The organism is Mesorhizobium sp. Pch-S, assembly GCF_004136315.1.
Classification (GTDB): Bacteria; Pseudomonadota; Alphaproteobacteria; order Rhizobiales; family Rhizobiaceae; genus Mesorhizobium.
In genome coordinates this window covers 3,219,175-3,242,500 of record NZ_CP029562.1, presented here as the reverse complement: position 1 = coordinate 3,242,500, position 23,326 = coordinate 3,219,175, and the positions used below count along the sequence as shown (strand labels likewise).

Below are 23,326 nucleotides of genomic sequence, written 5' to 3'. Positions count from 1 at the left end.
TCACAGCCCGACAGCGACGACCAGGCTTCCGAGGATTCGGAACTTCTCTACGTATCTGCCGCCATTGGCGGCATGACCCGTACGCTCTACCGCTTCCAGCTGCAGGACGGCAGCACCGACTATTTCGATGAGAATGGTCGCAGTGCGGAGCAGTTCCTGCTGCGCAAGACCGTTCCGAACGGCACTTTCCGCTCCGGCTTCGGCGCGCGCCGCCATCCGATCCTCGGTTATGTCAGAATGCATACCGGCGTCGATTGGGCGGCCCCCACCGGCACCCCGATCATCGCGGCCGGCAACGGCGTTGTCGAAAAGGCCGGTTGGGCCGCCGGCTACGGCAAACAGACGATCCTGCGCCACGCCAATGGCTACGAGACATCCTACAACCACCAGAGTGCCTTCGCGCGTGGCGTCCAGCCGGGAGCACGCGTCCGACAGGGCCAGGTGATCGGCTATGTCGGCACCACGGGTCTTTCGACCGGTGCGCATCTTCACTACGAACTCATGGTCAACGGCACCAAGGTGGATCCGATGCGTGTGCGCCTGCCCACCGGCAAGGTGCTGCAAGGCGACGACCTCGTCGCCTTCAAGCGCGAGCGCGAACGCATCGACGATCTGCTGAAGCAGCAGAACGGCACGGGCCTGAAAGTCGCCAGCGCTGGCGCCGCTACCAGCAAATAGCAGCTTTCAGGATCGGTTCAGTTGGCGATCGCGCTGCCCTGCAGATCGCCGCGTCCCAGCATGCCGCGCCGCGACGGCTTGGCCGCATACATGGCCTGATCGGCTGCGCTGATGAGCGCGTTGGCATCAAGGCCGTCTTCCGGGAAGACGGCAATGCCGACAGTGGCGCCGACTTCCAGTTGCCGCTCGCCGAGTTGCCGCACCTTGCCGATATCACGCGAAAGCCGTTGCGACAGGAACAGCACGGATTCCCGGCCAGGCACGGACGGCACCACGATCCCGAATTCATCACCACCAAGCCGGGCTGCCGTTGCGTCCGCCGGAGCCGCCTGCGCGATCTGCTGCGCGACATCGATCAGCACCTCATCGCCGATCGCATGTCCATGCATGTCGTTGACCGGCTTGAAACGATCGAGATCGATGAACAGGACGGCGCAGTGCGACCGGGACTGACTGGCGCGTTCGATTGCCAGGGTCAAGGCCTCACGAAATCGCCTGCCATTGGCGAGACCGGTCAAAGGATCATGCCGGGCCGAATCATGCGCAAGCCGTTCAGCCGCCTCGCGCCGCCTGATTTCGTGGCCAAGCTGCCTTGTTCGAATAACCAGGAAAACCAGCGACCCGACACCGACGCACAGAAGCAGCGCCAGGATTTCGTCCAGCTGCCAATCCTCATGAGCGCGTGTGACGTCATAGAGCCAGTCGAAAAGATTGACTTTCACCGCAAACGCAAAAAGCCCAGCCACCAGCAGTGTCCATAGACCGGCAAGCGCGAGCATGCGCAGCTTGGGCCATCTGTGATCGCCAGCAGCGATCTCGGAAGAATCCAGCGACCACCGAGGATCATTCTTCGACATGCACGCCCCCACTCGACGACAGGATCACGTCGTGTGTCTGTCCGGATTTTAGCACACTAGCGTCAGCAAATATCGATCAATAGAAGCGCATCGCGTTATGAGGCGATGGTCACCACAGCCATAGCCTCATGATGAACCATTCCTTACCGCGATCGCTCAAAGTTTAGTAAGTGGTCGGACCTGCCGCGACCTCGTCAGGCTGTGGCGTCGGCCGTGCCGGCTGCGTCAGCCATGCGGTTATCGCCGCGACGAAACACATTGCCGCCGAGATCGCGGCAACGGCCTGGAAAGCGCGGCCCGTCGCGCTCGCCCGTACAGCCTCCGCCGCCGGCTCGATGGCGGATTGCGGCAACACTCCAAAATCGACGCCACTCGAAGGACCGCCGGCAGCGGCGTAGACCAGCCCGACCACCGCGCCCAGCGCGGCGACCGCCATCAGGCCGGCGATCCGCGCAACCGCATTGTTGATTCCGGATGCGGCGCCTGTGTCGCGATCATCGACCGACGTCATGATTGCAGTCGACAGCGGCGATACGACCAGCGCCATGCCAAGTCCCATGAGTGCCGCAAGCGGGAAAACACCGGTCCAGAAGCCATGAAAATCAACCCCGGCCAGTAAAGCCAGTCCGACAAATGCCAGCCCCACGACGAAACTCCCGAGGGTGATCGGCAGGCGTGCTCCGATCCGATCGGACCATCGACCGACCGGACCCGACAACAAGGCGATCGCCGCCGACAGTGGCAGGAAGATGAACCCCGCTTCCGCTGTGCTCAGCCCCCAGCCTGCGATCAGGAGCATCGGCAGATAGAAAAGCACCGCCGACAGCGCGAAATAGAGAAAGAAGGTCGCGGCATTGGCGCCTGAAAAGGCAGCGATCCGAAACAGCCTGAGATCGACCATCGGTTCGCGATGGCGGCTCTCCCACAACAGGAACACCGCAAGCGCGGCAAGACCGATGAGAAAGGCGGCGATATTGACCATCACCGAGCCATTGCCGCCTTCCGCGCTCATCGCGGTCAACCCGTAGGCCATGCCGCCGAAGGCCAGCGTGGCCAGCGCCGCACCACCGAGATCCAGGCCTTTCTGCTGTGTTGGCGAATCTGCCGGCACCTTGGCAAGCAGCAGCCAGATCGCAATCGCGCCGAGCGGCAGGTTGATGGCGAAGATCGCACGCCAGATGCCGGCGCCGAAGCTGGAGAGCACCATGCCGCCAAGGACCGGGCCGAGCGCCGTTGTCAGAGCCGATGCAGCGGCCCAGATGCCGATGGCGCGGCCTCGCTCGGCTTTCGGATAAGCCTTGGCGATGATGGCAAGGCTGCCGGGCACCATGACGGCGGCACCGATGCCCTGGATCGCCCGGAACAGGATGAGCAACGGTGCGGTTGGCGCCAGCGCGCACGCGATCGACGCCACGATGAACAGCGCAATCCCGGCAACGAAAGCCCGGCGAAGACCAAACCGGTCTCCCGCCGCACCACCAGCCAGGATGAGCGCGGACAGCGTCAATGCATAGGCATTGGAAATCCACTGCGCCTCGACAAGGCTTGCACCAAGATTGGTGCGCAGCACCGGCATGGCGATTGAAAGCACGGACCCATCGATGAAGCCCAGCGCGGAGGCGAGAATGGCGGCGATCAGCACATAACGACGGCTGCGCTGGGGGCAGAAGGTTTCCTTCGAAGCCAATCCGCCGAGACCGCTGGCATCCATGCCTGTATCACCGCTCGCCTGCATGGCTTTGCTTAGCGCAGCATTGCCCCGACCGGTATCGATTTTCGGACGAAACGTTGCGTCAAATCGAAAACGAGGCCTGTCTGCTCCCAGGCAGGGAATTATTCGATGAAATCGACCGGGACGCCGGGTTTCACCAGCCTGGCCAGTTCGGCAGCATCCCAGTTGGTCAGACGCACGCAGCCATGGCTTTCGGTCTTGCCGATCTTCGACGGCTCCGGCGTGCCGTGAATACCATAGGTCGGCTTGTCGAGTGCGATCCAGATCGAGCCGACCGGACCGTTCGGTCCCGGTGGGATGGTCAACACCTTGTCGTTGGCGCCCTGCTTGAAATTGATCTTGGGATTGTAGGTGTAGTTAGGGTCGAACGCCACGCGCGACACGGCGTGCGTTCCTGTGGGCGAAGGCGTATCGGACGAGCCGATCGTAGCCGGATAGGCAGCGACCAGTTTGCCTGACGCATCATAAGCGCGGACCTGCTTGCGGCCCTTGTCGGCAATGATGTGCGTGACCGGTGTCTGCGCGAGCTTGCCGAAATTGACGACTTTCACCAGCGTGCCTGGCCGGTTGAAGTTGACGCCCGGATTGATCGCCTTGAGATAGGCTTCATCCATATGGAAACGTTCGGCGAGCGCCTCGGTCACCGAGGTGAAGCTCATGCGCTCCAGCGTCGCCTTCTGGCTGTAGTCTTCCGGGATCGACGCGACATAGGGCCCAGCCGCATCCTCAGGGGTGATGGAATAGCTGGCGAACGCCGGCCCGCCCGTCTTGTCGAGCTCGGCCTTGATTGCCGCAACATCTGTCGACTTCAGATTGGTGCCGGTGATTTCGCGATAGGCCGCGAGCGCCTTGTCCATGTTGGAGCCAAAGCGCCCGTCGATCGCACCGGGCGAAGCGCCGGCGCGGTCGAGCAGCACCTGCAGTGCGGCAATGTCCTCGCGCGCGCCCAGCGACAGCGAAGGATTGATCGCCGACTTGCCGTCGGTCGACGGCTCGGTCGGAGCAAGCGAACCATCCGGTGACGTGGGCTGCGCCGGATCGATCGAAGCTTCCTTCAATGGCTGCCGCTCCACCGGCTGCGGTGCAGGAATGCCCTCGCGGGTGGTCGGCAAGGGATCACCATAACGATCACGCGGGCCCGGCGCCGGCGGGAAGGTTTCGACCATGCTGCCGTCGGCAGGTGCATTGTCGTAAAATCCGCCATCGTCTTCCGGATACTGGTAGGCACGCCGATCTTCCATCTGCCGGCGGCGAAAACGGGCCATGTCCTCGGGATCATCGAGATAATAGCGCTCGTCGTCGGGCACACGCTCGACGCGACGCTCCCGATTTTCAAGGCGCAGGGCGCGCCGGTCGAACCGTGTCTGCGGCGGCTGGATCGCGATGACCTTGCCGGTATAGGGATCGACGATGACGCGGTTGCCCTTGCCGTCGTAGAAAACCTGGTAGTCGCCATTCTGGGCGACCTGTATGCCCTCGGTCTTCCTTGCCACACTGCCCTCCGCGACCGGCTCGCGGGATGGCGTGGCCTGGGCGCTGAAGGCCAGCGTCACGCCAAGCGTCAGGGCTGAAAGCGAAAGCATCGTGCGCAGCATGTAGTCCGAAGTCTCCGGCGCGTTCCGTCACCGATCTGGCCACCGGTCGGGAGCCGCATGTCTCCTGTGGGCCATAATCCGCCTAACGATTCAACCATGAACTGGGCATGAACATGGCGGATTCGCAAGACCTGCGCACCGAAAGCGCCGTCGCGCTATTCCTCCAGTCGAAGTTCCCGCCGCTCGCGCCTGGTCAGGTTGCGTGCAGCGAGACGATGACTGTCCGTCAGGTAGTCCTTCAGCGCCTCGTCATCCATGCTTTCGCCGGTCACGCGCTGGATCCATTTCATTCCGCGCGAAGCAAGATAAGGCGCGGGCCTGCAGCCGGGCTGTTCCTTCAGGATATCGTACGCCATGTCCGAACACTTGAAGGTGAAGAAGGGAATTTCAGCCTCATTGCTCCAGCCTCCGATGGCGAAGACCTTGCTGCCGACCTTCCACACATGGGCGCCGCCCCACTGCACCACGTGATGGCTGGCTGGCAGCGAGGCACAGAAGCCGTTGTATTCGTCGAGTGTCAAATCGGCCTCCGTCAATGGCGATGCCCAGCGCCTTATTGCTTCTACCGCGCTTTGGAGCAACTCCTGCAAAAGTGCGTAGCGGTTTCGCGTTTCGGCCTCTCTTGACGGTTGGCATCTCGAACACCGGCAAGTGGCGCAGATCAGGATGGACAGTCCGGCCTAGAACGTCTCATCGGATTTCCAGGGGGCGCATCCATGTTCAGCCATGTGACAGTCGGCGTCAGCGATCTCGATCGCGCAGAGCGCTTTTATGACGCCGTGCTCCTGCCGCTGGAGCTTCGCCGGCGACCCGTCACACCCGATGGCGGCCCGGCATCCGCATGCTGGGTAGGCAAGGACCACACCTTGCCGCGTTTCTATGCCTATATTCCCTTTGACGGCGGACCAGCGAACCCCGGCAACGGCTCCATGGTCGCGTTCCTCGCTCCTTCTCCGGAGGCCGTCTCGATTGCCCATGCCGCGGGTGTCGCCGCAGGCGGATCGGACGAAGGCGCACCGGGTCCTCGCCCGCACTACGGCGACGGCTATTTCGGCGCCTATCTGCGCGACCCCGACGGCAACAAGGTGCATATCGTCCACCGCGGCGACATCCGGGACTGATCATCCCGCCGATGCCGACACGCTTGGACGCCCCGCCCGCATCGTGGTAGAGGCGGCCATGGTAAGATTTGCAGGCGAAATCCTGATCCTGACCGGAACACCGGGGTCGGGCAAGACCACCACCGCCAAAGCGCTTGCGGCGGAGGGCGGATCGGCAAAAGTCCATCTCCACTCCGATGATTTCTGGCACTTCATCAAAAATGGCGCCGTCGCACCCTACCTGCCGGAAGCCCACCAGCAGAACGCCGTGGTAATCGATGTCCTGGCCAAGGCAGCAGAGGGTTACGCCAAAGGCGGTTTCTTCGTCATCGTCGACGGCATTGTCGGCCCATGGTTCCTGGCACCGTTCACGACACTTGGCGTAGCTCTGCACTATGTGGTTCTGCGCCCGCCGCTCGAGGTGGCCATCCGCCGTTGTCAGGACCGCGGCGGTGACACGCTGACGGACCCCGAGCCGATTGCCGCGCTGCACCGGCAGCTTTCCGATCTGGGGGAGTTGGAACGGCATGCCATCGACATCGGCGACCAGGCCCGTGAACAAACGTTTGCCACTGTTGTTGAAGCCCTGCGCGGCGGCACGTTTCGTTTGTCCTGACCGATCCCGTCGTCCCTGATCAGCGACAGCTAATATCTCGAACTGTTTATTGCCCTGTTATCAGGTGCTGCCGCTATCAGTACCAGGCCGAACACGAGAGAAGCCCATGATCGACATCGATGCACTGCGACCGCAATTTCTGAGCATCCTGCGAATTGTCAGCGCCCTCACCCTATTGCAGTACGGCACCGGAAAGCTGCTGGGCTTCCCGACACTCGAACGCGTCCCGGCGATGTTTTCCCTGTCGTGGTTCGCCGGCACCCTGGAACTGATCGGCGGCGCCTTGCTGCTGGTCGGTTTGTTTACCCGGCCCGTCGCCTTCATCATTTCCGGCCTGATGGCTTTCGCTTACTGGATCGGCCATGCGCCGAATTCGATCTTCCCGATTCTGAACGGTGGCAACCTCGCCATCGTTTATTGTTTCGTGTTTCTGTATCTGTTTGCCGCCGGCCCGGGCCCTTGGAGCCTCGACGCCTATCGGAAATCGCGAGCACCCGCCGCGGCCTGACGCGACTTCGAGCCCGACCTAGCGCCCATCACGGCGCATGGCCATGGCAAGCACTTCGAACACCCTTGGATCCTGCGACTGCGCAACATTGAAGCGCAGGAAACCATTCGCCGTCCGGGACAGGCTGAATGCATTGCCGGGTGCCAGAACCACACCCTCGGCCAGAGCACGCCGGGCAACGTCGGCCGCGTCGAGCCCATCCGGTAGACTGCACCACAAAAACATGCCGGCACGCGGTTCGATCCAGGGCCTGATGCCGAGCGGTTCGAGCCGCTTCGACGTATCGACCATCGAAGCCGACAGGCGCTGCCGCAATGTCTCGACGTGCTTTCGGTAGCTGCCGTCCTTGAGCAAGGAAAGCACCAGTTCGGCTGAAAGGTGCCCGCCGCCGAAAGTGGTCGAGATCTTCAGGTCAGTCAGCCGTTCGACCCAGTCGCGCGGCGCCGCGATAAAGCCGCAACGCACCGACGCGGACAGCGTCTTGGAAAAACTGCCGATATGGACCACGCGGGAGAGTCCGTCGAACGCAGCCAGCCGCGGCGCCGGCTCCGGCTCGAAATCGGCGAAGATATCGTCCTCGACGATGGTCACCTCGAACTGGTCAGCCAGCTTCAGCAGGCGATGCGCCGTGACCGGCGAGAGGGTTGCGCCGGTTGGATTGTGCAGCGCAGAATTGGTGATGTAGAGGCGCGGCCGATGCTCGGCCAGCGCCTGTGCGAACAGATCGAGGTCCGGCCCGGTCGGCGTATAGGGCACGCTGACGATGCTGGCGCGGTGCGCCCGCAGCAAAGCATGGAAATTGAAGTAACATGGATCGTCGACCAGCACGGTATCGCCGGGCTCGATGAGAAGCCGGCACAGGAGGTCGATCGCCTGCGTGCCCGACTCCGTCAACATGATCTGGTTGGGTGAAGCCTCGATACCGTGCTCGCCCATGCGCCGTGCAAGCAGTTGCCGCAACGGCGCCAGCCCGAGCGGCGTGCCATAATCAGCCAGCGTCGCATCCCTGGCATGGGCAAGGCCGCGCAGCGCGCGCCGCAACGCCTGCTGCGGCATCCAGTCGGCGGGCAGCCAGCCACAACCGGGCTTCAATACCCCCTCCCCGGCCTCCAGGGACTGCCTCGAAATCCACAGCGGATCGATCTCGCGATCGAGCCTCGGGCCAACCTCGGCAAGTGAAAGCGGGGCCAGCGGACCGCAGACATAGAAGCCTGATCCCGGCCGCGAACGGATCACGCCTTCCGCAGCCAGCCGCTCATACGCCTCCACTACGGTGGAGGTGGAAACCTGCATGGTCTTGGCGAAGGCCCGCACGGAAGGCAGCTTGGCGCCGGGCGTCAATTGCCGTGCACCGATACGTTGCCGAACCGTCGCCATGACGGTTTCGATGAGTGTTCCGTCCTTGCTTGCGGGTGCAGCGATCCCATCCATCTGTATTGCCACCGTATCCATAACAGTTTGATTGAACTGTATCCCAGCGTATCTGGCGGCGCCAGCCCGTTCCATCGATAAGAGCGCAATGATTGCAAGCACGATCCCCGGAAAGTTGCAGACTTTTCGGACAGAGGTCATGCGAATAAGGAAGAGTGTGCGCGCGTGGACAAGACGACGAGTGGATGGTTCAACGGTTTCCTGGGGGTGCTGATCTTCAGCGGTTCGCTGCCGGCAACACGCGTCGCCGTCATGGATTTCAGCCCGGTGTTCCTGACCGTCACACGCGCGGCTCTCGCCGGCTTGCTCGGTCTCGCCCTTTTGCTGGCCTTTCGCGAGAAGCGCCCAAGCCGGGACGACCTGATCTCACTCACCATCGTGGCACTCGGCGTCGTGGTCGGCTTTCCGCTGCTGACTGCACTGGCGCTCGAGCACGTCACGTCAGCACATTCCATTGTCTTCATCGGCCTGCTGCCGCTTGCGACGGCGATCTTCGGCGTGCTGCGCGGCGGCGAGCGACCCCGCCTTGCCTTCTGGCTGTTTTCCTGCCTGGGCAGCGCACTGGTTGCCGGATTTGCGTTGTCGCGCGGTCTTTCCGCCTCGCCTGTCGGTGATGCCCTGATGCTGGCGGCCATCGTCGTCTGCGGGCTGGGTTATGCGGAAGGTGGAAAACTGTCGCGCCGGCTGGGCGGCTGGCAGGTGATCTGCTGGGCGCTGGTGATTTCGCTGCCGCTGATGCTGGTACTGGCCCTCATCACCTTCCCGCCTTCCCTCGCCGGCATCAGCATGCCGGCATGGGTCAGCCTGGGTTATGTGTCGTTGTTCAGCATGCTGATCGGCTTCGTGTTCTGGTACCGCGGACTGGCGCAAGGCGGCATCGCGGCAGTCGGACAATTGCAGTTGCTGCAGCCATTCTTCGGCCTCGCACTGGCGGCTTTCCTGCTGCACGAGCAGGTCAGCGCCGCCATGGTGGTCGTCACCCTCGGCGTGGTGCTTTGCGTGGCTGGAGCCAAACGGTTCGCGAAATAGAACCTGACTCTGGATACGAGAAAGCGCGCCCCTTCACCTGAAGAGGCGCGCTTTCAAAAACGTCGATTGACGACTGCTGTCAGGCGGCTTGTTCTGCCACCACGGTCGGCTTCGAACGGAAGTTCAGTCTGTCCGAGCCCGCGGTCACCTTGACGGTCGAGCCGTCGAGGATCTCGCCCATCAGGATCTTCTCCGCCAGCGGATCCTGCAGTTCCTTCTGCATCACGCGCTTCAGCGGCCGAGCACCATAGGCGGGGTCATAACCCTTGTCCGCCAGCCACTCGACGGCCTCCTTGTCGAGGTCGAGCGTGATCTTGCGGTCGACCAGAAGCTTCTCCAGCCGCTTGAGCTGGATCTCGACGATCTGACCCATGTCCTTGCGACGCAGCCGATGGAACAGGATCACCTCGTCGACGCGGTTGAGGAATTCTGGACGGAACGAGGCTTTCACCACCGCCATCACCTCATCGCGTACGGCATCGACATCCTGGTCTTCGCCGAGACCGACAAGATACTCGGCGCCGAGGTTCGACGTCATGATGATCAACGTGTTGCGGAAGTCGACCGTACGGCCTTGGCCATCGGTCAGCCGACCATCATCCAGCACCTGCAACAGGACGTTGAAGACATCCGGATGCGCCTTCTCGATCTCGTCGAACAGCACGACCTGGTACGGGCGCCGACGCACAGCTTCGGTCAGCGCACCACCTTCCTCGTAACCGACATAGCCGGGAGGCGCGCCGATGAGACGAGCGACCGAGTGCTTCTCCATGAACTCCGACATGTCGATGCGCACCATCGCGGTCTCGTCGTCGAACAGAAACGAGGCGAGCGCCTTGGTGAGTTCGGTCTTGCCGACGCCGGTTGGTCCCAGGAACATGAACGAGCCGATCGGCCGGTTCGGATCCTGCAGGCCGGCGCGGGCACGCCGCACGGCCTTGGACACAGCCTGTACCGCCTCGCCCTGACCGACGACGCGCTTGGCGATCTCGTCTTCCATGCGCAGCAGCTTCTCGCGCTCGCCCTCCAGCATCTTGTCGACCGGAATGCCGGTCCAGCGCGACACGATCTGGGCGACGTGATCCGGCGTGACCACTTCCTCGACCATGCCACCACCCTGCCCGTCGCGGGCCTCGGCATCGGCGAGCTGCTTTTCCAGTTCCGGGATCCTGCCATAGGCAAGTTCGCCGGCACGCTGGAATTCACCCTTGCGCTGCGCGATCGCCAGTTCGTTGCGGGCGTCGTCGAGATCTTTCTTCAGATCGGCGGCGAGCCCCAGCTTCTGCTTCTCGGCCTGCCACTTCGCGGTCAAGGCGTCAGACTCCTCCTCGAGCCCGGCCAGTTCCTTTTCGAGCCGGACCAGACGATCCTTGGAAGCGTCGTCTTTCTCGACCTTCAGCGCTTCGCGCTCGATCTTCAGCTGCATGATGCGGCGGTCGATCTCATCCAGCGCTTCCGGCTTGGAATCGACCTGCATCCTGAGGCGCGAGGCAGCTTCATCGACCAGGTCGATCGCCTTGTCGGGCAGGAACCGGTCGGCGATGTAGCGATTGCTCAGTGACGCCGCCGAGACCAGCGCCGAATCCGAAATGCGCACCTTGTGATGCTGCTCGTACTTCTCCTTCAGCCCGCGCAGGATCGAGATCGTGTCCTCGACCGTCGGCTCTTCGACGAAGACCGGCTGGAAGCGACGGGCAAGGGCCGCGTCCTTCTCGATGTATTTGCGGTATTCGTCGAGCGTGGTCGCGCCGACGCAATGCAGTTCGCCACGGGCGAGCGCGGGCTTCAGAAGGTTGGATGCATCCATCGCACCGTCCGCCTTGCCGGCGCCGACCAGCGTGTGCATCTCGTCTATGAACAGGATGATGCCACCGGCCGCCGAGGTGACTTCGGACAGCACGGCCTTCAACCGCTCCTCGAACTCGCCGCGATATTTGGCGCCCGCGATCAGTGCGCCCATGTCGAGCGCCATCAACTGCTTGTCCTTCAGGCTTTCCGGCACGTCGCCATTGACGATACGCAACGCCAGGCCCTCGGCGATCGCCGTCTTGCCGACGCCGGGCTCGCCGATCAGAACCGGATTGTTCTTGGTACGGCGCGACAGCACCTGGATGGTGCGGCGGATCTCGTCGTCGCGGCCGATGACCGGATCGAGCTTGCCCGCACGGGCATCCGCGGTCAGATCACGCGCATACTTCTTCAGCGCATCGTAGCCCTGTTCGGCGGACGCCGAATCCGCGGTACGGCCCTTGCGGATATCGTTGATCGCGGCATTGAGTGCCTGTGCGGTGACGCCGGCCTTGGACAGTATATCGGCAGTCTTGGCGGACTTCTCCATGGCAAGAGCTTGCAGCAGGCGCTCCACGGTCACGAAGCTGTCGCCCGCCTTCTTGGCAAGGTCCTCAGCGGTCGAGAGCACTTTCGCCAGCGGCTGAGCCAGGTAAAGCTGGCCATTGCCGCCCTCGACCTTGGGTTGGGCATTCAGCGCCGCGTCGACGGCGACTTCGACATCGCGCGGGCGTCCACCGGCACGCTCGATCAGCGACGCGGCGAAACCCTCGTCATCGTCGATCAGTGCCTTCAGGATGTGTTCCGGGTTGAACTGCTGGTGGTTGCGGTTCAGCGCGTACTGCTGTGCGGATTGGATAAAACCGCGGACGCGTTCGGAATATTTTTCAAGATTCATCATTGTCTCCTTCCGTCACCGGCCCGCTTTGCGGCACCGGATCAGCCTTGGTGACGGACCCGCTCTGTTGAGCCGGGCCCTGTTCAGCCGTGATATGGGACGTAAGCCCTTGTCTCTCAAGACGCATTGATGCCGATCAAGGCAGATATTTATCCGAGGCGGGACTATAGCCCAGCCAAACAAAAACGGCGGAGATTTCTCTCCGCCGTTCGCGATCTCGAAAAGGGCCTATGCTCAGCTATCGGCGCCGGCCGTTTCAGCGGTATCGGCAGGCGCTGCCTCCACAGCCTCCGCCTTCGGCTTGCGTGGGCGCCGGGTGGTCTTGCGCGGCGCGACCGCTTCAGTCTCCGCCTCGCGCGCTTCGGCATGGGCGGCAAGCTGCGCCGGATTGAAGCTTTCGAACTGCGGCGCCGGTTCGGCAACGGTCACCGGCGTCGGCTCTTCAGTCGCGACGACCGGAGCCGCCTCTACCGGAGCGGCAGCCTGAGGCTGCGCTTCTTCACGCCTGTTGCCGTTTTCTCCTCGCGGACCACGGTCTCCGCGCTGGCCATTCTGGCCGTAGCCATTGTTGTGGCGGCGATCCCGCTGGTGGCGGTTGCCATTGTCCCGGTTGTTGTCGCGGTAGCCGCCTTCGCGGCCATTGTTGTCGCGGCCACCCTCGGAGTTGAGCGCCACCTCGGCGGGCGTGCCTTCGATCACTGGCTGTGGGCCGGAACCGTGATTGGCAGGCTGCTGGCCTTCGCCTGCATTTCCGCTGTTGTCGAATTCCTCGCGCTCCTCATCGAGTTCATCGTCGAAATCGTCGCGATTCTGCTGGAAATTCTGGATCGGCATCTGCGCCTGAGCGGCTGCAATGATGCGATTGTAGTGCTCGGCGTGCTGGAGATAGTTCTCAGCCATCACGCGGTCACCCGAGCTCATCGCATCACGGGCGAGAGTCGCGTACTTCTCGGCGATCTGCTGGGCCGAACCGCGGATTTTCACATCCGGACCGTTGCTCTCGTAGTTGCGATTGAGCGGGTTCGGCCCTTTGCGGTTGTTGTTGTTATTATTATTATTATTGCCGCCGCCGCCATTGTTGCGACCGCGCATGCGTCTATTCTGCTGTTGTGGCCTCATAAGGGTCTCTTCGCTTCAAAAACTTGAAAATCTTCGCATACGGCGGCGCTCATGCAGCCTGCCGTTTCGCTGTTTCACCGGTGCTCGCCCGCATCGATTGCGTTGGCGCCACGTATCATCCTGTTCCGGTTACATCACTTTCCGGACGATTCCCGCACGAAGCTTGAGCGTCGTTTCGCAAGAAGGCAGCTATTTCAAAGGAACCGAATCGCTAAGAGCACTGCCTGCTTCGTCTCATCCGGTAATTCGACCCTAGCCGCATTCCTTAGCCTTGCCAAGCGGTTTTTCGCCGCGCCTTCAAGCTTTTCCGCCACCTGTGAACAGTAGAACGCGATCGTTTCCGGCAAGATCGCGCAACGCTGTTTTCATGAGGAATCCTGCATCCAGGAAAATATCGGTCACATCCGCCTTCTGGCTGCTGCCGATCTCAACGGCGACGAGGCCGTCGGCTTCCAAATGCCTGGCGCTTTCTGCGGCAATTGTCCGATAGGCGTCGAGCCCATCGGCACCGCCATCAAGTGCCCGCAGTGGATCGAAATTGCGCACCTCCTTCTGCAGCGTTCCGATCTCAGCGCTAGATATATAGGGAGGGTTGGAGACGATTACATCAAATCGACCCGAAATTGCTTCGAACCAGTCGGATCTGACGGCGCTGAACCGCTCCGATAGGCCGAGATCACGAGCATTGCGGGCTGCAGTGGTCAGCGCATCTTCGGAAATGTCCACGCCCACGGCGCGAGCCTGGGGCGTCGCCGCGAGCAGCGCCAGCGCAATGGCACCGGTTCCCGTGCCGAGGTCCAGGACATGGCACCTCCCTTTGCGTTCACCGATCTCGGCGAGCAACGGTAGCACCGCTTCCACCAGCGTCTCGGTATCGGGACGCGGTTCCAGGGTTTCAGGCGAAAGCCCAAGCCGGAGCCCGTGAAATTCACGGTAGCCGAGAATGCGGTGTACCGGTTCGCCGGAAATCCTGCGGGCCAGAGCAATATCAACCGCTGACAGCGTATCGGTGTCGATGACACGGCCGGGATCCGTAATCACCTCGGTACGTGTCGTGCCGGTCAGGTCTTCGACCAGAAGCCTCGCGTCGAACATCGCACCTTCTATGCCGGCCTCCGCGAGACGCCTGCGTGCGGAAAGCAACAGCTCGGCGAGGGTCGTGCCCGTCACGGCCTCACCCTTCCTTCATCTCCGCCAGAAGCCTGGACTGATGGTCGGCGATCAGCGCGTCGACCACCTCGTCCAGTTCTCCTTCCATCACCCGGTCGAGCTTGTAGAGCGTGAGATTGATGCGATGGTCGGTCAGACGCCCCTGCGGGAAATTATAGGTGCGGATGCGCTCGGAGCGGTCGCCGGAGCCAACCTGCGACTTGCGCGATTCCGAACGCTCCTCATCGGCGCGGCTGCGCTCGAGGTCGTAGAGCCGCGCACGCAGGATCTGCATGGCGCGCGCCCTGTTCTGGTGTTGCGACTTCTCCGCCTGCACCACCATGATGCCGGTGGGCAGATGGGTGATGCGCACGGCGGAGTCGGTGGTGTTGACGTGCTGGCCACCGGAACCAGACGCACGCATCGTATCGATGCGGATGTCTTCCGCCTTGATCTCGATATCGACTTCCTCGGCTTCCGGCAGCACGGCCACCGTCGCCGCCGAGGTGTGGATGCGCCCCTGCGCTTCCGTTGCCGGCACGCGCTGCACGCGATGCACGCCGGATTCGAATTTCATATGCGCGAAGACGCCTCTGCCGGAAACCGAAGCGATGATTTCCTTGAACCCGCCGACTTCGCCATCGCTGGCTGAAACAACCTCGAACCGCCAGCCTTTCGAAGCCGAGTAGCGCTCATACATCCGAAACAGATCGCCAGCGAACAGGGCAGCCTCGTCGCCGCCGGTGCCGGCACGGATTTCCAGGATGGCGTTGCGCTCGTCGGCAGCGTCCTTGGGCAGGAGCAATATCTGGATTTCCTGCTGCAGCACCTCGATGCGGCTTTCCACCTCCGGCAGGTCGGCCTCGGCCAGCGCACGCATCTCGGAGTCTGTGCCCTTGTCGCCGAGCATCGCCTCGAGATCGTCCTGCTCGCGCTCGGCGGCACGCAGCTCCCGGATTTTGGCGACCAATTCCTGCATGTCGGCATATTCGGCCGCCATCTTCACATAGGCATCAGGTGCCGGCCCGGCCGCCATCTGCGCTTCGAGCATATCGAAACGCTTGACGACTTGGTCCATGCGGTCGCGGGGCAGATTGATCATGGGGTATCGAAGGCTTCTTACAAAGGAATGCCGCGGTCATCCGCGAAGGCCTGCAGCAGCGCGCGGATCGGCATGCCCGTGGCAGGCTGGTTGAGGTTGTCGGCGAAAAAGGCTTCCAGCTCTTCAAGCGGCAGGTCGGTCAGCATCGCCTTGACCGGACCGATCGCCGCTGGCGACATCGAGATGGAGCGGAAGCCAAGGCCGATCAGGGCCATGGCCGAAATCGGCTTGCCGGCAAGTTCGCCGCAAAGTGTCACCGGTGTATTGTTGCGATGGCCAGCATCGGCGATCTGCTTCAGCACGCGCAGGAACGGGATCGACACCGGATCGAAACGATCCGCCAGCTGCGTGTTGCCACGGTCCACCGCCATCACGAACTGGAACAGGTCATTGGAGCCGACCGAGACGAAATCGACCGCCTTCATCAGTTCGTCGAGCTGGAACAGCAGCGACGGCACCTCCAGCATCGCGCCCAGTTTCAGGCTGGTCGGCAGATGGTGGGCGAAGCGCGACAGATGCCTCACTTCACGTTCGATGATCTCGCGCGCCTGCGCGATCTCGCCAAGCTCCGTCACCATCGGCAGCATGAGCTTCAATTCGCGCCCGCCGGCGGCCTTGAGCAGCGCACGGATCTGCGTCCGCAGCAGGCCGGGCCGGTCGAGGGTCAGGCGGATCGCCCGCCAGCCAAGTGCCGGGTTCTCTTCCTGCGTGGCATTCTTGAAGTAGGGCAGCACCTTGTCGCCGCCGATGTCGATGGTGCGGAAGGTGACAGGCTTGCCGCGCGCGGCCTCCAGCACATCGCGGTAGAGCTTTTCCTGCGCCTCGGCGCGCGGGAAGGTCGCCGCCACCATGAATTGCAGCTCGGTGCGGAACAGGCCGATGCCTGCGGCGCCCGATTCGGTCAGTTGCGGCAGGTCGACGGCCAGGCCGGCATTCATCAAAAGGTCCACCTGCACACCGTCACGGGTGACGGACGGTTTCTTGCGCAGTTCCCGGTAGAGCTCCTGCCGTCGCGCACGGAAGCGCACCTTCTCGGCGTAGGCCGCCTCGAGATCCTGTTGCGGCCGCAGATGAATGGCGCCTTCATCGCCATCGACGATGATGGCATCGCCGTTTTCCGACATCGAAACCGCGCCCTTGACCTGGCCGGCGACCGGGATGCCCATGGCGCGCGCGACGATGACGACGTGGCTGGTCGCCGCGCCTTCTTCCAACACGAGCCCGCGCATCTTGTCGCGCGGATAGTCGAGCAACTCGGCCGCCCCCATCGAGCGGGCGACGATGATGGCATCCTTCGGCAGCGAAGCAGCGACGTCTTCAGGTCCACGCCCCATCAGCTGGCGCAGCAGCCGGTTGGCGAGGTCGTCAAAGTCGCTCATCCGCTCGCGCAGATAGGGATCGGTCATGTGGATCATGCGGGCGCGCATGTCCGACTGCACCTTTTCCACTGCGGCTTCCGCCGTCAGGCCGTTGCGGATGGCCTCTTCCAGGCGGCGCACCCAGCCACGATCGTTGGCGAACATGCGGTAGGCTTCCAACACCTCGCGGTGTTCGCCTTCGAAGGCGACGTCTCGCCGCTCCAGCATGTCGTCGATGGAAAGCCTGAGCGAACCGAGTGACTCCTCGAGCCGCCGGACTTCCTCCTCGCTGTCCTCGTTGAACAGGTTGGTGACGACGATACGCGGTTCGTGCAGCACGACATGCCCGAGCCCGACACCTTCGTTGAAGGAGACGCCGGTGAAAGAGACCGGGCGGCTTAGATCGAGCTCCATGCCGGGTCGTGAGAGCCGGGCAAGGTCACCGGTGGCGACCATCTCGGCAATCACCATCGCGGTGGTTTCCAGCGCCTCGACCTCGTCCTCGCGATAGACACGCTTGGTGCGGTTCTGCACGACGAGCACGCCGAGCGTGCGGCCCGCCCGTAGCACCGGCACGCCGAGGAAGGCGTGATAGATTTCTTCACCCGTCTCCGGCAGATAGGCGAAGGCGGGATGCTCTTGCGCATTGGAAAGATTGAGCGGGCGCGCACTGGCGGCAATCGTGCCGACGAGGCCCTGACCGAGACGCAATTGCGCCAGGTGCACGGCGTTCTTGTTGAGACCTTCGGTGGCGTAGAGCTCAAGCACGGAATCGGCGCGCAACACGTAGAGCGAGCAGACTTCCGCCACCATGTTGGAGGCGATGTCGCGCACGATACGGTCAAGCCGATCCTGCGGTTCCAGCGGCTCTTGCATGAGCTCGCGGAGCCGTTTCAACAAAACGCGCGGGCCGATGGCCGTCTCACGCATCGCGGCTTCTCCAAAGGCGTTTAGGCCGGTGCGGTTCCCTTCGCACCGGCCCGACGCAAAAACCGACTCGGGTCCCTTATTGCTTATCGAGACCGTAGACGGAATGCAAAGTGCGAACAGCCAGTTCCGTGTAAGGACCGTCGATCAGGATCGAAATCTTGATCTCCGACGTGGTGATCGCGCGGATATTGATGCTTTTTTCGGCAAGTGCCCGGAAAGCAGTCGCCGCGACGCCCGCATGGCTTCTCATGCCGATGCCGATGACGGAAACCTTGGACATGCCTTCGTCATGCTGGAGGGCATCGAAGCCGACGGTCTGCTTGACCTTGTCCAGGACGGCAAGGGCCTTGGCGACATCACCCGACGGCACGGTGAACGTCATGTCGGTCGACTTGCCGTCTTCCGAAATGTTCTGGACGATCATGTCGACGTTGATGTTGGCTTCGGCAAGCGGGCCGAAGATGCCACCAGCCACACCCGGCCGGTCGGCGACGCGGCGCAGCGAGATCTGCGCTTCGTCCTTGGCGTAGGCAATTCCGGTGACGACCTGCTGTTCCACGATTTCATCCTCGTCGCAAATGAGCGTTCCGGGCGGATTGATCAAATCCCCCATGCCGGGCGCATCGGGATCGTCGAAGGACGATCGCACGAAAGTGCGCACCTTGTGTACCATGGCGAGCTCCACCGAGCGCACCTGAAGCACCTTCGAGCCGAGCGAGGCCATCTCCAGCATTTCCTCGAAGGAAATGCGATCGAGCCGCCTGGCCTTTGGCTCCATGCGCGGGTCGGTGGTGTAGACGCCGTCGACATCGGTGTAGATGTCGCAACGGTCGGCCTTCACGGCGGCCGCGATCGCCACGGCGCTGGTGTCGGAACCGCCACGTCCGAGCGTCGAAATGCGGTTGTCCGGCGCGATGCCCTGGAAGCCGGCGATCACCGCGACCTGGCCTTCCTTGAAACGCTGGATCAGGAACGAGCCGTCGATGTCGGTGATGCGCGCCGCGCCATGCGCGCCGTCGGTCTTGATCGGGATCTGCCAGCCATGCCAGGACCGTGCGTTGATCCCCATCGACTGCAGGGCGATAGCCAGCAGGCCAGACGTGACCTGTTCGCCGGAAGCCACGATGGCATCATATTCGCGCGCGTCGAAGAACGGGCTGTTGGCGCCGGTTGCCTTGGGCATGCCCTGCACCCAGCCGACGAGCTCATTGGTCTTGCCCGACATCGCCGAGACGACGACCGCAACCTCATGGCCGGCCTCGACCTCGCGTTTGACGTGACGCGCCACATTGTGGATGCGGTCGAGGTCGGCGACGGAGGTCCCGCCGAACTTCATCACGATGCGCGCCATGGGAGCGGAAAGCCTTTGAATGCAGGCCTGATGGCCAAGGATGGACAGGAAAGCCCCGGCTGGCCGGGACGCAAAAATGCGCGGCTTCCTTAGCCAAAACACAAGGCCTTCGCAAGGCACACACGACCGATGTGGCAGCGTGGCGCAAGTCTCTTGCGCTTTGGCTCCTTTTCCTTGCCCCGAAGGCTCGCCCGCGGACTACTCCTTCAGCGGTCCGCCGATTGCCCAGCTATGCCCGAACGGATCACGCAGCTGGCCGTAGCGGCTGCCCCAGAACACATTGTCCAGCGGCATCGTCACGGCGGCGCCTGCATCGACGGCGCGCGACCACCAGCGGTCCGCGTCATCGACCTCGAGATGCACCGTCACCCCGGTCGGCTTGTCGGCGGACATGCCGAATTCGGGGAAAAGATCCCACATCATGATATCCGAGCCGTTGACACGGATATGGGCGTGCATCAGCCGCTTGCCGTCCTCGGCATCTTGCCGGCTCACCTCCTCGGCGCCAAAGGCTGCTTTGTAGAACTCGATGGCTTTTTTGGCGCCGTCGATGGTCAGACAGGGAACTACTCCGTTCAAGGTCGTCATCGCGATCTCCTGTTGATTTGCCCGCCCACCAGCCATCCGCGGCTTGACGGTCATCGTATCGCGGATGCAGATTGAAATTCAAGTTTATACTTGAATGAGAAAACGATGCCACGAACCTCGACCCACGGCGATGTCTTTGCGGCGATTGCCGATCCGACACGACGGCGACTGCTGGAGCGGATTGGAAATCGTGAGCGTTCCGTCGCCGAACTCACTGCCGAAGTCGGTGGGACACTCGCAAATGTTTCGTTGCACCTGCAGGTGCTCAGCCGAGCGGGACTGGTACGCCGCCGAGCAGCCGGACGTCAGCGCCTCTATCGGTTGAACCCTGCTCCACTCATGACCGTTACCGATTGGACCGCGCAGTTGTCGGGCTTCTGGAACGAAAAGCTCGACGGGCTGGGCGAACTGGCGGAGAAGCTCGATGCTGAAGCCGATCGATCTGACGTTTGAGCGCGACATCCGGGCCTCGCTTGCGACGGTATGGGCCTGCCTCACCGAGCCAAAGCTGATCGCGCGATGGTTCTTCGCAGTCGATTTCAGGCCGGTTGTCGGGCACCGCTTCCGCATCACGGGCCAGGCGACTGCCGGCTGGCGCGGTTGGACCGAGGTTCAGGTGCTGGAGATCGTCCCTCCGCACCGCATGGTCTGGTCGTTCGATTGTACCGAACAGAGCCCGGCCGGACGCGTCGTTTTCAGCCTGGCCGAGCACGCCGGCTTCGTGCGCCTGGTTTTGACCCATGATGGACTGGTGCCTGAACCGACATTGCAACTGCTCGATGCCGGCTGGAGACAATACACGGGAAATTTGGTGGCGCTCACCGAAACGCTTTGAGCGTGGCAGGACTTTGGAAAACAACGGCTTTGTGATGCCGCCTTGTCGCGCCGGAATGACGCGCGCACAAAACGCGCCTTGACAATCGGCTCCCTTCTGCTGACTTCCTTTCCCCCGAAGGAGACAAAGTCATGCCAGAGCCCCGACGGTCGACGATCGACGCCGGAGAAGTCGAGCGCTTTTCAGCCCTTGCCGCCGAATGGTGGAACCCCAACGGAAAATTCCGTCCGCTGCACAAGTTCAACCCTGTGCGGCTGGCCTATATCCGCGACCAGATCGCGGCCCGCTTCGGCCGCGACGCCCGCGACGCCAAACCCTTCGAGGGCTTGCGTATTCTCGATATTGGCTGCGGCGGCGGACTGCTGTGCGAGCCGATGGCACGCCTGGGCGCCCAGGTGGTCGGGGCGGACGCGTCCACGACAAACATCGAAGTGGCCAGGCTGCACGCGGCGGAAGCTGGCGTGGCTGTGGACTACCGGGCCACCACGGCCGAGGATCTCGCCGATGCCGGCGAGAAGTTCGACGTCGTGCTCAACATGGAAGTCGTCGAGCATGTCGCCGACATCAATTTGTTCGTCGGCAAGTGCGGCGAGATGGTGAAGCCGGGCGGCATCATGTTCGTGGCCACTATCAACCGCACGCTGAAGGCGCTCGGGCTGGCCATCATCGGTGCCGAATACGTACTGCGCTGGCTGCCGCGCGGCACGCACAAATTCGGCAAGCTGGTGCGGCCGGAAGAACTGGAGCTCGCCCTGAGCGGTGCGGGCCTCGCCATAACCGATCGCTCCGGCGTCATCTACAATCCACTCGCCGATCGCTGGCAGCGTTCCAAGGACATGGACGTCAACTACATGGTGCTCGCCGAAAAGGCGGCCTGATCAAACCATGGCCGGAGCCTGCTGGCGCCGGCCATGTCATCGCCCATATACGCTCGGTCACGTCTCCGTCACAAGCGGCCTGTAGGCGCCGCGCCAATAGATCAGCGCTTCGCCGGTGTCCTGGGTGCGTACGGCTTCGACCGAGCCGATGATGATCGAATGCGTGCCGCGATTGATCATTTCGTCAAGGCTGCAATCGAACGCCGCCACGGCATCCGCCAGAACCGAGGCGCCGGTTTTCATCGACGTCCACTCCACGCCGGCATAGCGGTCCTGCCCCTTTACGCCGCCGAACCCCGAGAAGCGCTCCGCCACATTCTGATGCTGCGGCCCCAGCGAATTGACGGCAAAATGACGGTGGCGTTCGATGACCGGCCAGGTCGAGGACGAGCGGTTGACGCAGGCAATGACCTTGGGCGGTTCGGCCGACAGCGAAACCACCGAGATCACCACAAGGCCGGACCTGTCATCGCCGACGCCGGCAGTGATGACGCTGACATTGCCGACGATAAGCCGCATCGCCGAGCGGAAAGTACCGGCGTTGACCGGCTCTGCAGGCATTGCCATGACGGCTCCTTACGCCGCAGAGCGTGCGGCGGCAGGCGCCATCCGGATGCCGCGCTGTTCAAGGATCGGAAGCACGGTGTCGCGGAAATAGGGAAACTCCTCCGCATAGTCGACGAAGGACAGCGTCGCGCCGCGGAAACCGGCCTCGTGCAGGGCCGTGATGCCGTCGGCGACCTGCTCGGGCGTGCCGGTGAGGGGAAAACCGCCATGACCGGCAGCCATGCGATCCCTGATAAGGGCGAGCAGATCGTGCGGGAAGGACTGCGCATGCGCGAATTGCAGGCGCACCAGATTGTCGACTGCCGCCCAGTCGGCATTGGTGCGACCGAAATTCTCCAGATAGTCCCGCGCTTCCTTTTCAGTCGGCCGGCACACGACATGCGAGAAGGTGAGCACGTCCACCTTGCGACCGGCTTCCAGCGCCTGGCCCTTGAGTGCCTGGATCTCGTCCTTCGAGCGCGCCAGGTCGATGGCCGGCGTGAACAGGAAGTTGGCATTGCGAACTGCAAAACGCCGTCCGTCTTCCGAACCGGCGGCGTTGAGGATCGGCAGTGGCGACGATGGCCGCGGATCGCCGAGCACATTCTTCAGCTTGAAATAGGTCCCGTCCCAGTCGAAGGCTTCGGTGCGGCTCCATAGCGCCTGGATGACATCGAACCATTCCTGCGCATAGCCGTAGCGGGTGATATGATCGTCCGGCAGCGTCAGACCCAGCGCTTCGTATTCCGGCTTGTTCCAGCCCGCAACGATGTTGAGGCCGATGCGGCCGGCACCGATCTGATCGATGGTCGCGAGCTGCTTGGCAACGACGACCGGATGGTTTGCTGCCGTATGAGTGGTGGCAAACAGGGTTATGTTGCGCGTCAGAGCCAGAAGCCCCGTTGCCGAGGTGATCGTTTCCAGCACGTTGCCGTGGAAATTGGTCTCGCCGCCATATCCGATCCAGCGTGCGATCGGCAGCATGAAATCGATGCCTGCATCATCGAGAAGCCGCGCCAGCCTGAGGTTGTTGTCCCAGGAATTGACCCACCGCTCCGGCACTTTGGTGACGGTCATGCCGCCGGAGCAATTGGAAGCGAAAGTGCCGAGAAAGAAAGGCTGCGCAGTCGCACCACCGTCGAGCATGCTCATGTCTATATCCTCACCATTTGTTATATTTTATAATAGAAAGTCTACCATAAAACCTCATGGACGCAACCCGGTCCGCTGGTGCATGG

22 protein-coding genes (1 of these 22 cut by a window edge) are annotated in these 23,326 nt (G+C 62.7%); 8 read left to right on the top strand and 14 right to left on the bottom strand.

What is annotated here, in order from left to right; translation table 11 throughout:
• Positions 1–678: the 3' portion of a M23 family metallopeptidase gene (locus C1M53_RS32515; RefSeq protein ID WP_348630046.1), read on the top strand. Its footprint begins 525 nt before the window's first position; only the last 678 of its 1,203 coding nucleotides appear in the window; the start codon falls outside the window, past its left edge; the stop codon is at positions 676–678.
• Between the two features lie 17 nt (positions 679–695).
• Here C1M53_RS32515 and C1M53_RS15175 read toward each other — a convergent pair whose 3' ends face one another.
• From C1M53_RS15175 to C1M53_RS15160, 4 genes are all read right to left on the bottom strand, one after another.
• The gene (locus tag C1M53_RS15175) at positions 696–1,535 is read right to left on the bottom strand and encodes a GGDEF domain-containing protein (RefSeq protein WP_129412998.1); all 840 of its coding nucleotides are present in this window, start codon (positions 1,533–1,535) and stop codon (positions 696–698) included.
• A 163-nt stretch (positions 1,536–1,698) separates the two neighbouring features.
• The gene (locus tag C1M53_RS15170) at positions 1,699–3,246 is read right to left on the bottom strand and encodes an MFS transporter (RefSeq protein ID WP_129412997.1); all 1,548 of its coding nucleotides are present in this window, start codon (positions 3,244–3,246) and stop codon (positions 1,699–1,701) included.
• A 122-nt stretch (positions 3,247–3,368) separates the two neighbouring features.
• On the bottom strand, positions 3,369–4,862 hold the full coding sequence (locus C1M53_RS15165; protein WP_129412996.1) for a L,D-transpeptidase family protein: 1,494 nt from the start codon (positions 4,860–4,862) through the stop codon (positions 3,369–3,371).
• Positions 4,863–5,017: 155 nt separating this feature from the next.
• Entirely contained in the window at positions 5,018–5,383 is a 366-nt protein-coding gene (locus tag C1M53_RS15160; protein WP_129412995.1) for an MmcQ/YjbR family DNA-binding protein, read from the bottom strand.
• A 195-nt stretch (positions 5,384–5,578) separates the two neighbouring features.
• Here C1M53_RS15160 and C1M53_RS15155 point away from each other — a divergent pair, with 195 nt between their 5' ends.
• The 3 genes from C1M53_RS15155 (at position 5,579) to C1M53_RS15145 (ending at position 7,086) form a co-directional block, all read left to right on the top strand.
• Positions 5,579–5,983: a VOC family protein gene (locus tag C1M53_RS15155; RefSeq protein ID WP_129412994.1), complete on the top strand. Its 405-nt coding sequence runs from the start codon at positions 5,579–5,581 to the stop codon at positions 5,981–5,983.
• Positions 5,984–6,041: 58 nt separating this feature from the next.
• Entirely contained in the window at positions 6,042–6,578 is a 537-nt protein-coding gene (locus tag C1M53_RS15150; protein ID WP_129412993.1) for an AAA family ATPase, read from the top strand.
• 106 nt (positions 6,579–6,684) lie between these two features.
• Entirely contained in the window at positions 6,685–7,086 is a 402-nt protein-coding gene (locus C1M53_RS15145; protein WP_129412992.1) for a DoxX family protein, read from the top strand.
• A gap of 18 nt (positions 7,087–7,104) precedes the next feature.
• Here C1M53_RS15145 and C1M53_RS15140 read toward each other — a convergent pair whose 3' ends face one another.
• Positions 7,105–8,517 (bottom strand): PLP-dependent aminotransferase family protein, encoded by a 1,413-nt coding sequence (locus tag C1M53_RS15140; protein ID WP_129412991.1) that lies wholly within the window; start codon positions 8,515–8,517, stop codon positions 7,105–7,107.
• A gap of 165 nt (positions 8,518–8,682) precedes the next feature.
• On the opposite strand from C1M53_RS15140, the gene C1M53_RS15135 reads away from it, so the two are divergent.
• Entirely contained in the window at positions 8,683–9,546 is an 864-nt protein-coding gene (locus C1M53_RS15135) for a DMT family transporter (protein WP_129412990.1), read from the top strand.
• 79 nt (positions 9,547–9,625) lie between these two features.
• Here C1M53_RS15135 and clpB read toward each other — a convergent pair whose 3' ends face one another.
• The 7 genes from clpB to C1M53_RS15100 all read right to left on the bottom strand — a co-directional run bounded on the left by clpB (position 9,626) and on the right by C1M53_RS15100 (position 19,883).
• Positions 9,626–12,232 (bottom strand): ATP-dependent chaperone ClpB, encoded by a 2,607-nt coding sequence (gene clpB, locus C1M53_RS15130; RefSeq protein WP_129416186.1) that lies wholly within the window; start codon positions 12,230–12,232, stop codon positions 9,626–9,628.
• Between the two features lie 234 nt (positions 12,233–12,466).
• Positions 12,467–13,324, bottom strand: coding sequence for a DUF4167 domain-containing protein (locus tag C1M53_RS15125; protein ID WP_245488558.1), 858 nt, complete (start codon positions 13,322–13,324; stop codon positions 12,467–12,469).
• A 324-nt stretch (positions 13,325–13,648) separates the two neighbouring features.
• Positions 13,649–14,521 (bottom strand): peptide chain release factor N(5)-glutamine methyltransferase, encoded by an 873-nt coding sequence (gene prmC / locus C1M53_RS15120; RefSeq protein WP_129412988.1) that lies wholly within the window; start codon positions 14,519–14,521, stop codon positions 13,649–13,651.
• Between the two features lie 4 nt (positions 14,522–14,525).
• On the bottom strand, positions 14,526–15,602 hold the full coding sequence (gene prfA, locus C1M53_RS15115; RefSeq protein ID WP_129412987.1) for a peptide chain release factor 1: 1,077 nt from the start codon (positions 15,600–15,602) through the stop codon (positions 14,526–14,528).
• Positions 15,603–15,619: 17 nt separating this feature from the next.
• Positions 15,620–17,890, bottom strand: a complete 2,271-nt coding sequence (ptsP, locus tag C1M53_RS15110) for a phosphoenolpyruvate--protein phosphotransferase (RefSeq protein WP_129412986.1) — start codon at positions 17,888–17,890, stop codon at positions 15,620–15,622.
• Between the two features lie 76 nt (positions 17,891–17,966).
• The gene (locus C1M53_RS15105; RefSeq protein ID WP_129412985.1) at positions 17,967–19,241 is read right to left on the bottom strand and encodes an aspartate kinase; all 1,275 of its coding nucleotides are present in this window, start codon (positions 19,239–19,241) and stop codon (positions 17,967–17,969) included.
• Between the two features lie 198 nt (positions 19,242–19,439).
• Positions 19,440–19,883: a glyoxalase/bleomycin resistance/extradiol dioxygenase family protein gene (locus C1M53_RS15100; RefSeq protein WP_245488557.1), complete on the bottom strand. Its 444-nt coding sequence runs from the start codon at positions 19,881–19,883 to the stop codon at positions 19,440–19,442.
• A 51-nt stretch (positions 19,884–19,934) separates the two neighbouring features.
• Here C1M53_RS15100 and C1M53_RS15095 point away from each other — a divergent pair, with 51 nt between their 5' ends.
• The 3 genes from C1M53_RS15095 to ubiG all read left to right on the top strand — a co-directional run bounded on the left by C1M53_RS15095 (position 19,935) and on the right by ubiG (position 21,542).
• A complete protein-coding gene (locus C1M53_RS15095; protein ID WP_129412984.1) occupies positions 19,935–20,282 on the top strand; it encodes a metalloregulator ArsR/SmtB family transcription factor in 348 nt (115 codons plus the stop codon).
• Positions 20,254–20,664, top strand: coding sequence for an SRPBCC domain-containing protein (locus C1M53_RS15090; RefSeq protein ID WP_129412983.1), 411 nt, complete (start codon positions 20,254–20,256; stop codon positions 20,662–20,664). The genes C1M53_RS15095 and C1M53_RS15090 overlap by 29 nt, the downstream gene beginning before the upstream one ends.
• 131 nt (positions 20,665–20,795) lie before the next feature.
• Positions 20,796–21,542 carry a bifunctional 2-polyprenyl-6-hydroxyphenol methylase/3-demethylubiquinol 3-O-methyltransferase UbiG gene (gene ubiG, locus C1M53_RS15085; protein ID WP_129412982.1) on the top strand — a complete coding sequence of 249 codons (747 nt, stop codon included), beginning with the start codon at positions 20,796–20,798 and terminating at the stop codon, positions 21,540–21,542.
• A gap of 57 nt (positions 21,543–21,599) precedes the next feature.
• Here the strand turns inward: ubiG and C1M53_RS15080 are convergent, their stop codons facing one another.
• On the bottom strand, positions 21,600–22,109 hold the full coding sequence (locus C1M53_RS15080; RefSeq protein WP_129412981.1) for a flavin reductase family protein: 510 nt from the start codon (positions 22,107–22,109) through the stop codon (positions 21,600–21,602).
• Positions 22,110–22,118: 9 nt separating this feature from the next.
• Positions 22,119–23,240: an LLM class flavin-dependent oxidoreductase gene (locus C1M53_RS15075; protein ID WP_129412980.1), complete on the bottom strand. Its 1,122-nt coding sequence runs from the start codon at positions 23,238–23,240 to the stop codon at positions 22,119–22,121.
• Positions 23,241–23,326 lie beyond the last annotated feature (86 nt).

Excerpts from the sequence above, each read along its gene's own strand:
- C1M53_RS15075 (WP_129412980.1), bottom strand. The coding sequence starts at position 23,240 with ATGAGCATGCTCGACGGTGGTGCGACTGCGCAGCCTTTCTTTCTCGGC.
- ptsP (WP_129412986.1), bottom strand. The coding sequence starts at position 17,890 with ATGCGTGAGACGGCCATCGGCCCGCGCGTTTTGTTGAAACGGCTCCGC.
- prfA (WP_129412987.1), bottom strand. The coding sequence starts at position 15,602 with ATGATCAATCTGCCCCGCGACCGCATGGACCAAGTCGTCAAGCGTTTC.
- C1M53_RS15090 (WP_129412983.1), top strand. The coding sequence starts at position 20,254 with ATGCTGAAGCCGATCGATCTGACGTTTGAGCGCGACATCCGGGCCTCG.
- C1M53_RS15170 (WP_129412997.1), bottom strand. The coding sequence starts at position 3,246 with ATGGATGCCAGCGGTCTCGGCGGATTGGCTTCGAAGGAAACCTTCTGC.
- C1M53_RS15150 (WP_129412993.1), top strand. The coding sequence starts at position 6,042 with ATGGTAAGATTTGCAGGCGAAATCCTGATCCTGACCGGAACACCGGGG.
- clpB (WP_129416186.1), bottom strand. The coding sequence starts at position 12,232 with ATGAATCTTGAAAAATATTCCGAACGCGTCCGCGGTTTTATCCAATCC.
- C1M53_RS15105 (WP_129412985.1), bottom strand. The coding sequence starts at position 19,241 with ATGGCGCGCATCGTGATGAAGTTCGGCGGGACCTCCGTCGCCGACCTC.
- C1M53_RS15100 (WP_245488557.1), bottom strand. The coding sequence starts at position 19,883 with ATGACCGTCAAGCCGCGGATGGCTGGTGGGCGGGCAAATCAACAGGAG.
- C1M53_RS15080 (WP_129412981.1), bottom strand. The coding sequence starts at position 22,109 with ATGGCAATGCCTGCAGAGCCGGTCAACGCCGGTACTTTCCGCTCGGCG.
- C1M53_RS15155 (WP_129412994.1), top strand. The coding sequence starts at position 5,579 with ATGTTCAGCCATGTGACAGTCGGCGTCAGCGATCTCGATCGCGCAGAG.
- C1M53_RS15165 (WP_129412996.1), bottom strand. The coding sequence starts at position 4,862 with ATGCTGCGCACGATGCTTTCGCTTTCAGCCCTGACGCTTGGCGTGACG.
- C1M53_RS15095 (WP_129412984.1), top strand. The coding sequence starts at position 19,935 with ATGCCACGAACCTCGACCCACGGCGATGTCTTTGCGGCGATTGCCGAT.
- C1M53_RS15145 (WP_129412992.1), top strand. The coding sequence starts at position 6,685 with ATGATCGACATCGATGCACTGCGACCGCAATTTCTGAGCATCCTGCGA.
- C1M53_RS15175 (WP_129412998.1), bottom strand. The coding sequence starts at position 1,535 with ATGTCGAAGAATGATCCTCGGTGGTCGCTGGATTCTTCCGAGATCGCT.
- ubiG (WP_129412982.1), top strand. The coding sequence starts at position 20,796 with ATGCCAGAGCCCCGACGGTCGACGATCGACGCCGGAGAAGTCGAGCGC.
- C1M53_RS15140 (WP_129412991.1), bottom strand. The coding sequence starts at position 8,517 with ATGGATGGGATCGCTGCACCCGCAAGCAAGGACGGAACACTCATCGAA.
- C1M53_RS15125 (WP_245488558.1), bottom strand. The coding sequence starts at position 13,324 with ATGCGCGGTCGCAACAATGGCGGCGGCGGCAATAATAATAATAATAAC.